At 42.6% G+C, this 7,761-nt stretch carries 8 protein-coding genes and 1 tRNA gene; 3 read left to right on the top strand and 6 right to left on the bottom strand.

The genetic code is table 11. The features are described 5' to 3' along the window. The coding region (locus LLF92_12695; GenBank protein MCE5341962.1) for a hypothetical protein at positions 1–286 on the top strand (286 nt) is incomplete at its 5' end. Between the two features lie 110 nt (positions 287–396). Here the strand turns inward: LLF92_12695 and LLF92_12690 are convergent. The 4 genes from LLF92_12690 to LLF92_12675 form a co-directional block, all read right to left on the bottom strand. After that, a tRNA-Ser gene (locus LLF92_12690) sits at positions 397–485 on the bottom strand. 48 nt (positions 486–533) lie between these two features. Then, positions 534–1,727: a DUF819 family protein gene (locus tag LLF92_12685; protein MCE5341961.1), complete on the bottom strand. Its 1,194-nt coding sequence runs from the start codon at positions 1,725–1,727 to the stop codon at positions 534–536. Next, positions 1,727–2,743: a dipeptide epimerase gene (locus LLF92_12680; protein ID MCE5341960.1), complete on the bottom strand. Its 1,017-nt coding sequence runs from the start codon at positions 2,741–2,743 to the stop codon at positions 1,727–1,729. The genes LLF92_12685 and LLF92_12680 overlap by 1 nt, the downstream gene beginning before the upstream one ends. 15 nt (positions 2,744–2,758) lie before the next feature. After that, positions 2,759–3,655, bottom strand: coding sequence for an NlpC/P60 family protein (locus tag LLF92_12675; protein ID MCE5341959.1), 897 nt, complete (start codon positions 3,653–3,655; stop codon positions 2,759–2,761). 228 nt (positions 3,656–3,883) lie between these two features. Between LLF92_12675 and asnA the strand changes: the two genes are divergently transcribed. Further along, complete coding sequence (gene asnA, locus LLF92_12670) at positions 3,884–4,924, top strand: aspartate--ammonia ligase (GenBank protein ID MCE5341958.1); 1,041 nt, start codon at positions 3,884–3,886, stop codon at positions 4,922–4,924. Positions 4,925–5,367: 443 nt separating this feature from the next. On the opposite strand, the gene LLF92_12665 is transcribed toward asnA, so the two are convergent. Both LLF92_12665 and LLF92_12660 read right to left on the bottom strand, forming a co-directional pair. Then, on the bottom strand, positions 5,368–7,074 hold the full coding sequence (locus LLF92_12665; GenBank protein ID MCE5341957.1) for a hypothetical protein: 1,707 nt from the start codon (positions 7,072–7,074) through the stop codon (positions 5,368–5,370). Between the two features lie 62 nt (positions 7,075–7,136). Further along, on the bottom strand, positions 7,137–7,478 hold the full coding sequence (locus LLF92_12660; protein MCE5341956.1) for a helix-turn-helix transcriptional regulator: 342 nt from the start codon (positions 7,476–7,478) through the stop codon (positions 7,137–7,139). A 171-nt stretch (positions 7,479–7,649) separates the two neighbouring features. Between LLF92_12660 and LLF92_12655 the strand changes: the two genes are divergently transcribed. Next, positions 7,650–7,761, top strand: a 112-nt coding sequence (locus tag LLF92_12655) for a transposase (protein MCE5341955.1), incomplete at its 3' end; no start/stop codon positions are given.

The raw sequence follows: 7,761 nt of genomic DNA, 5'->3' as shown, positions 1-7,761 counted from the left end.
TGTAACAATAATGCAGAACGCCAGAACCAGTGGCGGCGGAGTAGTAACAGGTGTTCCGACAACTGCACTTACGGTTGGTCCTGTTCAGACGTGGAAAGCAGAGAAGGTTTCAATTTGGCAGGCAGGTACACATGATAATCCATTTGGTATGAGACTGACAACATTGATGATTGGCAAAAAAATACCGGATAGTTCTGTGCCGATGTCGTTATTGGCGGACCATCCGAATGTACAGTTTAATTTTTACAGACCTGCTATCGGCACTTGTACGGTTGAAATGCATTAAGATGTAGAGAAAATTTACAAATTAAATATTTCTATGCCGGAATTTTAAGTGCAATCCTCTTTTTGTCCGAGACGGGAAATTTCCCGTCTCCCTTGAAAAATCCAATAGAACGGAGAGGGCGGGATTCGAACCCGCGGTACAGTGTTACCCGTACACACGCTTTCCAAGCGTGCTCTTTCGGCCACTCAGACACCTCTCCAAAGCGAGTCAATCATTCTACCTGAAGCTATCCAAAAACACAAGTTTTTTACTGAATTCCAGCAGAAACAATCCATTTCAGCAGATACGCACCGCCAAAGCCAATGTAATTTCCTATCGCATAACCGAGTAACGCCGCAGCGACACCCGGCAGAGCTAATTCCTTATAGTTTTTTGTATTTACATACGCCAAAACAGTTGAAGGGCCGGCCTTTGCCGCAAGTTCCGCGACCGCAAGAACACGATAGTTTATTTTTAATAATTTGCCAAGCAGCAGGGCGGTTCCAATTTGCACCGTTAAAACGATAATGATAAATGTAAACAGCACAGGAGCGAGTCTGACCGCGTGTTTAACATTCATCAGCGCGCCGACTGCCGCGAAGAAAAGATAAAACGCGAAGTTGCCAAGCTCATTTGCACCTTTTAGATTTTGTATAAATTTGAATCTCCCGCCGATAATTGCCAAAGTTGTAATAATCAGAATCGCAGGCATATTCTGCATAAATTTCCCGATAACCGGCAGTCCGAGCATTTTCGCTCTGATAAAAGTGCTGATGAACATTACGAAAAGTGCCCAAAACGACAACGCCGCGATATCTTTCACAATAAATGGAATTGAAGATTTCTCTTTGTCGGTGCTGGACTCTATTATTGGTGAGTAGGGCATTGGCGCATAAAATTTTTCAAGCAGTTTTGGTGTTACTGCCCAAAATACGAAATTCAAAGGCAGTGTCAGATTGTCAACAGCATTTGCTGCCGCGAAAAGATTCGGATTTTTCATCTCCAGCGCCTGCCACATTGAGAAAAAGTTCAAACTTCCGCCGATGTAAGTTCCGATGTACGGCCCGGCGATTTTCCATCCATTGCCGTCAAGAACAGCATTAAATTTATTTATCAAAAAATATCCGCCGACGATAACCGCGATGGTTGAGCACAAACTCGCAATCGTAAAAGCGAACAGCATTGGCATACCGGCATTTTTAAGGTCGCCCAGTCGAACGTTGAACAAAATCAGGCAGACCGCAAACGGAACCGCGTAATTTGTCAGCGTTTCATAAAATGAGCTATTCGGTGAAATTACTCCTGTGTTGGAAAGCGTTGCACTTAAACCGAGAATTATTAAAATCGGTGAAATTTTCGCCGCGATTTTAAAACGTGACGACAGCCAAAGCGATACCGCGATTACTCCGAGAAATACGATGAGTATTTCAAACGGCTGTTCTATTGGGAATAATTGATTCATCAAAAATCTCCGCTTACGCCAAGTCCCGGCTTGTCATTCAGTATTAATTTTCCATCGGTAACTTTAACGCCTTCGAATGGGTCGTTGCCGATTAATAAATTTCCATCGAGGTCTGCCCATTCAGCGTTTGGTGCCAAATGAGCCGCCGCTGTAATAGCAAGCGAGCTTTCAATCATACAGCCGAGCATCACTTTTATTCCGAGACTGTGAGCAGCTTCAATCATCTTTATTGCTTCAAGCAACCCGCCTGATTTCATCAGCTTGATATTTATGCCGTCAAATGCTTTGGCAAGTTTGTGAATGTCGCTCACTGTTTTGACTGATTCATCAGCGATGATGGGGATTTTTATTCGCTCGCGCAGCCATGCGGTTTCGTCAATCATATCCGCAGGCATCGGCTGTTCGATAAATTCAATATTCTGCGACTGCATCCAGAGAATTTTTTCAAGCGCAGCTTCCTTTGTCGTCCACGCTTCATTCGCATCGATTCGCAAAGGCTTATCTGTCATACTCCGCACAGTGCCGATGATTTCTTTTTCATCGTCTTTGCCGACCTTGATTTTCAGCACAGGATAAATTGCTGCCTGCTCGATTTTCTTTTTCAGAATTTCAGGATCATCGATGCCGATGGAAAAAGACGTAATCGGCGTATGTATCGGATTAAGCCCCCAGAGCCTGTATAACGGCGTTTTGAGCGATTTGCCGACCCAATCCATTATTGCCATATCGATGGCAGCTTTCGCGCAGCTTTGGTCTTTGATTTCTTCGTCCAGAGCTTTTTTTAAGTCTGCGAAATGAAACCAGTCGAAGTTTCCGAGTATTTTTTCCGCCTGCCTGATTTTTTGCGTGGTCAGTTCAGCACTTTCGCCGTAGCGGACATTCGGAGCAGCTTCACCAATGCCGGTAATACCATTTCGCTCAATTTTAATGAAAACATTTTCTTTGTAATCGCTGGAGTTTCTCGCAATCGTCCAGATGTTTTTTAATTGCAGCTTTTTAGTTTTTATTTCAATCAAGAGATTTCTCGGTTTCTAAAAGAATCTTCTGATTACTTTCAACTTTTTGCCGTAAGATTCTTCATAGTAGGGCGAGTTCGGGTCAAGACTGGTTATGTGAACGCAGCCGCTTTGATGGATGAAATCTTTTCCGCCAAGACTTATCGCTACGTGCGAGATGCTTTCTTTTCCGAAAAATATTAAATCGCCCGGCTGAACCTTTGTAAAATCATTTATATCGACCGCTTTGCCTTCGGTTGCCTGCTTGCATGAATCTCTGCCGATTGCGATTCCGTGCGCCCTGAACACAGTCGATGTCAAGCCTGAACAGTCGCAGGACACGCTCGATTTGCCGCCCCATAAATACGGAACGCCCATCATCATTTTCGCCGTTTCGACAATTGATTTACTCATCTCTTCTTTTGATAATTCCTTTGCGACCGCATCGACACAGTCCTGTTTTTGCAAAAAGCCTGCTCGGCCGTCAGGCGTTTCAACCTTGAGCCATTTGTTGTTGACTTTTTCACCTTTTTTCAGAAGCACATTCATCACGACGTTTGTAACCGGCTGGCTCGATGTGTCCGGTTTTGAGTAAACAAATCCGAAAACTTTTGTTACGCGAACCTTTGGGCTGTTTTTCCAGTGTATGAGTTGTACCGCATTAACCTGAACGAACGATTTTTCATTCATCCAGCCGACGTAGCCGTATTCCATCTGCACCTGATACCAGTTGTCCTGCTTTTGCAGCAGTTTAACCGGATACCCCATAATTTCCTGGTCGTAAAGTTCCGTTTCGTGCGTAGCCGCGCCGCGTAAATTCGCCGCCGGCACGCAAATGATTCCGTAGTTGACGTCCGGCACATCCACAGCCGAACAATTTGTAATAAAAAACAAGCTAATAACAACGGCAAGCAAGCCCAAACATTTAAACATATCAATTCCTTTAAAAAGACGTTTTCAGAAAGTATATCCTTATGCCTGATTTTGTCAAACCTTATGGATTGCAAAAAACCGGCGAAAATGTTAATATTTGAGAAACGGTAATACTTTAGCCGATTGCCTGAACGCCACTTGTCATTCCCGCGCAGGCGGGAATCTATACTGTTGTGTCGTTATGTGCGTTGGCTCTTATTGTCTGAAATTATTATAAGGAGTGAACAATTGGCAAGTCTCTACATCGACCCGCATTACAAACCGCTTCTGACATTGCGCGAAACGGAAAAGGCGATTAAGGAAGTTAAGGATTTTTTTGAACAAACGCTCTCGTGGAACCTGAACTTGCAGCGAGTCTCGGCTCCGCTTTTCGTCCGCAAAGGCTCCGGCATAAACGACGACCTTAACGGCATCGAAAGAAAAGTAACGTTCCAGATTCGTGACGACGCCGACAGCGATGCAGAAGTTGTGTTTTCGCTGGCTAAGTGGAAGCGTATGGTGCTTGCTGATTACGGCTTCAAACCAGACGAGGGTCTTTATACCGATATGAACGCTATCAGGCCGGACGAGGAATCGCTCGATAATCTGCATTCGATTTACGTTGACCAGTGGGATTGGGAGCGGGTGATAACGCCCCAGCAGCGGAATCTTGAGTTTTTGAAAAACATTGTGCGGACGATTTACAGTTGCCTTTTGGAAACCGAAAATTACGTCCGCAGTCTGCATCCGCAAATTACGCCAATCCTGCCGAAGAAAATCGAATTTGTGCACACCGAAGATTTGCAGGAAATGTATCCCGACCTTACGCCCAAACAGCGTGAGGATAAAGTCGCCAAAGAATACGGTGCGGTTTTTGTTATCGGCATTGGCGGCGAACTTGCCGATGGCAAAATTCACGATGGCAGAGCGCCTGACTATGATGATTGGACAACGCCGACTCTCCACGGCAAAAAGGGACTCAATGGCGATATTTTATTATGGTATCCAACTCTAAACAGGGCGTTTGAAATCAGTTCGATGGGTATCCGCGTTGACAAAACCGCGATGCTCAAGCAGCTTGAAATACGCAATGAGCTTCACAGAAAAGATTTCGATTGGCATAAAAGACTGCTTGACGGCAGACTGCCGCTTTCAATTGGCGGCGGTATCGGACAATCCAGACTGTGTATGTTTCTGTTGCAGAAATTGCACGTTGGCGAGGTACATTCAAGTATTTGGCCGCAGGATATTATTGATAAGTGCCATAAAGCGGGAATTAGATTATTATAGAGTCAGGTCTGATTGTTTAGCAGTCGCCGGTACGGCGACTCGTAAAAAAAAGCTATCGAAGCGAAGCGAAGATCCCCGATAAATCAGCAATTTTTTTGTTTTAATCCCCTTGCGGGACATTGAGAAAAAAATTGGAAGGGGGCAAAGGGACGGCCTTAAAAAAAACGTTTTTAAGGCCGTCCTAAAAAAACTCTCTGCAGCATAGGAGGAGGCGAAGAAGATTATGTGTTTTATGTTTTATTTAGTTTTTCCAATATAAAATACGCAGCGGGTTGAAAGTTTGTTCAGAAATATTTTAAAAAAATATGAAAATATCATTTTGGTAGGAAAAATCATCAGCCCCCGCACCTGCGGCGGGGGAATAAAATCAAAAATTCCCAATTTTCCTGAACGCTTTTTGAAATCTCAAATTTCAAATCTTAAATTCGTTAAATTTTAAATCTTCAATGTCCCACCGGCCAGAATACCGCATCGCCATTATCGCTCCACATATATGGTTTGCCTTTTTCTCTGACTCCCATTTTCCCGCCGTCATCATCCATATCCAACCCAAAACTATAAATTGTAAAGCCGTCTTTTGTGAGTTTGTAAATAATTTCTTTTCCACTGAAAGGGTCGATGGGAATCTCGGCGATATAACCGGCATCTTTTAGTTGCTGTAAACTTTCGGGCAATTTTTTATTATCCTGCTGATAACGCAGGACGGCTAAAGTCGAAACTAAAGATTGCCCGTCGATGTTATACCTGTGAAAGAGCAGATTAACTTTATCAAATGCCGGCAGAATCGTCATAGCATTCATATAACGTATTTTTTTGAACCGTGACCAGCTATTTAATAAGGAGTCAAGGCTTTTGTTTTCCTGTCGTAATTGCCATGGAGTTGTCAGTGCATATTGCTGGGCTGTGTCATAGAAGCTGTCAATAAGTTCTGAAAAATCTTTCCTGTCTGCACTGATGGCCGATATTGCGACAAACTTAAAATGCTGTAAATATTTATGTTCAGATGTTTTTGTTGTATCATAATTAATTTCATATAACGATTGCAGCATATCTGATGGAATTGCATGACCGTTGCCTTTGCCGTTGTCGGTGAAACATCGCTGAATAAAATCATCCTTGAAGAAACGTTCTGTTTGATAATTAATACTATATTTCTTTGCCATTAACTGCTCAAGATTGTTTTGAAGAAGTTTTAACTGCTGCGGGGTAAATTTATATTCTGTCAATAAATCGCGTGTGGTTCTAAAAGATGTTATTTCAATGGCGACACCGACTAACTGTTCAACTATTGTTCTTGGTCCTAACAAATGTCCGGCTGAATTCCATATTGAGAAAATATTTTGGCAGGCTCCATCTAAATTGCCCTGGTAAGCATCAAGTTTTGCTTTTGAGGCTGATAATTTGGCTGCATTTCTTATATCTGAAAGATTTGGCAACAATAGGGCGAAGAACGAAGAATCTTTCAAATTTGACTCCTGCTCGTTCCAGCAATAAGGCCTTTTTGAAGCATCAACAAAGAGCCTTATAGTTTCATTGTTGTCGTCAACCCATTTATTGGCCGCAGCAAACTCTTCATCAGTTAACTCATTCAAACTGTGGGTTTCGTTAAGTCTCGATATTAAATCTGAAGAACCGCTGCCGCAATCATTATTTGGAAGCTTTTTATCAGTGCTTAACTTTGACGGCTCGACATAGACTTTGGCTATTTTTGAATATAAGATGTTTGCGTTTGCATTACTGTCGGCCGTTGGCCTATTGGCATTTAGGTATTCCTGTGTGTAATTTACTCGCAATGTGGGTTTGCCTGATGAAATATAGAAACAATAAAGAATCAGGCATATTATTAAAATTCCCAACGCCTGAAAACAATGTATGATGGCTTTTTGCCACATTGGTCGGCAGCGTTTTTTCGCTCGTCTGGCAAGTGTTGCAATTAATTCAGCGTCGCCGAAATTGGCGATTAATTCTTTGGCGGCCTTTTCTTTTTCATCATTGGTTTTGCAATCGTGCAGTGCGTCTTCAAAGTGCGCAATCAATTCCGCCTGCACATCCTCTCGCACCTTTTTTCGCCATTTCATCTTTTTGATGATAAGTTTAATATATTCAACCGCACACGATGGTAAATCTTCAAACAAGTTTTTATGCTCCATCTTAAACATCCTTATTTCTTAATAAGTGTTTATTCGTGTTAATTCGTGGTTCTTATAGGGTTTCAAATACCGGCTATGTTTGCACCAAAGACAAGTTTCAGCGCCTTGAACAAATCCGCAAGCTGCACTTTGTCTGTTTCCAATTTTTCTTTGCCTTTGCTTGTGATGGAATAGTACTTACGGCCTCTGCCGGATTCGCTTTTTTCCCATTCACTTGTAACAAGTTTTTGAGCTTCGAGGTTGTACAGCAGGGGATAGAGTGTGCCTTGTCCGAGCGTCAGAACATTTTGGCTTTTTGCCGAGATTGCTTCGGACAGTTCATAGCCGTACATCTTTCCTCGTGATAATGTTTCAAGTACGACTACCGGTGCGATTCCTTTTAATAACTCTCGTTCGAACTTCATTTTTATTTCTCCAGTTAATTAGGTTAAGCATATTATGTATTACATAGTATGCAATGTCAAGTAAAAATATAAAGATTTTTGGTTATGATAAAAAAGACGCAGTGAGGTGCTAAACGAATGACGGACACTCGGACGGAGGGTATATAATACCCCCAGAAAGGAGTGTCCAACATGGCACAGTACAAACATTACAGTAAAGATTTCAAGTTACAGGCGGCAAAACTCGTCACAGAACAAGGCTATTCTCTAACCGAAGCAGGAAGAAAACTCGGCGTATCCGCAT

This window comes from Planctomycetaceae bacterium, from assembly GCA_021371795.1.
Lineage (GTDB): Bacteria > Planctomycetota > Phycisphaerae > Sedimentisphaerales > UBA12454 > UBA12454.
This window is presented reverse-complemented; position numbering and strand designations above follow the sequence as displayed.

Bases quoted from the DNA above. Each gene is read 5' to 3' on its own strand.
- LLF92_12685 (MCE5341961.1), bottom strand. From the start codon at position 1,727: ATGAATCAATTATTCCCAATAGAACAGCCGTTTGAAATACTCATCGTA.
- LLF92_12675 (MCE5341959.1), bottom strand. From the start codon at position 3,655: ATGTTTAAATGTTTGGGCTTGCTTGCCGTTGTTATTAGCTTGTTTTTT.
- LLF92_12665 (MCE5341957.1), bottom strand. From the start codon at position 7,074: ATGGAGCATAAAAACTTGTTTGAAGATTTACCATCGTGTGCGGTTGAA.
- LLF92_12660 (MCE5341956.1), bottom strand. From the start codon at position 7,478: ATGAAGTTCGAACGAGAGTTATTAAAAGGAATCGCACCGGTAGTCGTA.